Below are 1,664 nucleotides of genomic sequence, written 5' to 3'. Positions count from 1 at the left end.
AAAGATGCGACAAGGAATAGTTAAGTACAATAGCGAATTAGCCGGTATCTTAACCGAACTGGACAATGGCGAATATCAATTTGTGTATGACAATTCATATGTTCAAAATTACCCTGAACAGTTTATAACGTTCGACATGCCCGTTTCACCCCGACCGTACTTAAACAAGCGACTATTTCCGTTCTTTGACGGTTTAATTCCCGAGGGCTGGCTATTGAATATCGCGTCTCAAAGCTGGAAAATCAATAAGAACGATCGGATGGGTCTTCTTTTAGCATGCTGTCAAAATGCCATTGGCGCGGTGAGTGTTCACCCTTTAGAGAAACAAGCCGATGAGTAAGTGTTTATATTGTTATCAAGAATTAAAAGCAACAGAAGGCCCAGACTACCACCCTCAGTGTAGCAAAGATTTCTTTGGCACACCGAAACCACCATCGTTACCGTATCAGCTATCAGAAATGGAGCAATTAGCTAAAGAGGTTGTAGAATTGTCCGTAACAGTACCTGGAGTGCAGCCCAAATTGTCATTAGGCTGGATTAAAACCGAATTGCAAAATGGTCATCAAGGACGCTTGACGGTGATGGATGCGTTAGAAGGGCTGTATATTTTAAAACCACAAAATAAACAATATCCTCAAATGCCGGAAAACGAACACCTCTCCATGAAATTGGCAGCACTGTTCAAAATTGATATTGTGCCCATAAATATGATTCGTCTGGCATCAGGAGAACTATGCTATATCACGAAACGCATTGATCGCAAACCTGACGGATCAAAAATCCATATGATTGATTTTCTCCAAATACTTGAATTGGAAGATAAATACAAAGGCACTATGGAATCAGTAGGTAAGAAAGTTGGCGAGCTATCAGAAAACACACTTCTAGACAAATTGAGATTTTTTGAGTTAGCTGTTTTTAATTTTATTATCGGAAATAACGACATGCATCTCAAAAACTTTTCAATGTGGCTATCGCATATGGGCTGGACACTTTCACCAGCTTACGACCTTCTAAATGTTAAAATGATCCTGCCTCAGGATAAGGATGACACTGCACTATTACTAGGTGGAAAGAAATTGAACTTCAACAAAAGTTATTTTAATCGATTTGGTGAGGTCTTATCTCTCAACAATAAACAAATAAGTGCGGTTTATAAAAGATTGTACAAATGGCTACCCAAGGCCAATGAAATAATAGATATATCCTTCCTGTCTGATGACAATAAATCTGAATATAAACGGCTGATCGCGGAGCGTGTAAAACTATTTAAAGAATGAAACGTGTTAACCTCTGACAGGGCTTCGAGCCCTGTCAGAGGTAGTGGTAGAAAAACAAAAAAGCCGATCATTTTACAATGACCGGCTTTAATGTACCCGGGGCGGGACTTGAACCCGCACGACCGCAATGGTCACAGGATTTTAAGTCCTGCGTGTCTACCAATTCCACCACCCGGGCTTAGTCTACATCGTAGACAAATTCTTCGTTTAGAAATACCCTCTAAAAATAAAGCCTGCTATTAGTGCAGGCGAATTAGTTAATTTTCACGTTTTGAAAATCTGAGCGAGAAACGGGATTCGAACCCGCGACCCCGACCTTGGCAAGGTCGTGCTCTACCAGCTGAGCTATTCTCGCTTATTTAGAATCTCAAGAGCTACCCTCTC

The 1,664-nt window shown here is 40.7% G+C and carries 2 protein-coding genes and 2 tRNA genes; 2 read left to right on the top strand and 2 right to left on the bottom strand.

Annotation, left to right across the window (positions count from 1 at the left end):
• Together E1163_RS16770 and E1163_RS16765 are read left to right on the top strand one after the other, a co-directional pair.
• Positions 1-340, top strand: a 340-nt coding sequence (locus tag E1163_RS16770; protein WP_343033858.1) for a HipA N-terminal domain-containing protein, incomplete at its 5' end; no start/stop codon positions are given.
• On the top strand, positions 333-1,280 hold the full coding sequence (locus E1163_RS16765; protein ID WP_185156120.1) for a HipA domain-containing protein: 948 nt from the start codon (positions 333-335) through the stop codon (positions 1,278-1,280). The genes E1163_RS16770 and E1163_RS16765, both read left to right, overlap by 8 nt.
• A gap of 93 nt (positions 1,281-1,373) precedes the next feature.
• On the opposite strand, the gene E1163_RS16760 is transcribed toward E1163_RS16765, so the two are convergent.
• Both E1163_RS16760 and E1163_RS16755 read right to left on the bottom strand, forming a co-directional pair.
• Positions 1,374-1,458, bottom strand: a tRNA-Leu gene (locus E1163_RS16760).
• Positions 1,459-1,562: 104 nt separating this feature from the next.
• Positions 1,563-1,635 (bottom strand) — tRNA-Gly (locus tag E1163_RS16755).
• Positions 1,636-1,664 lie beyond the last annotated feature (29 nt).

The organism is Fulvivirga kasyanovii (assembly GCF_009711405.1).
Lineage (GTDB): Bacteria > Bacteroidota > Bacteroidia > Cytophagales > Cyclobacteriaceae > Fulvivirga > Fulvivirga kasyanovii.
The sequence above is the reverse complement of the archived record's forward strand: the minus strand, read 5'-3'. Positions and strand labels throughout refer to the sequence as shown.

Excerpts from the sequence above, each read along its gene's own strand:
- E1163_RS16765 (WP_185156120.1), top strand. The coding sequence starts at position 333 with ATGAGTAAGTGTTTATATTGTTATCAAGAATTAAAAGCAACAGAAGGC.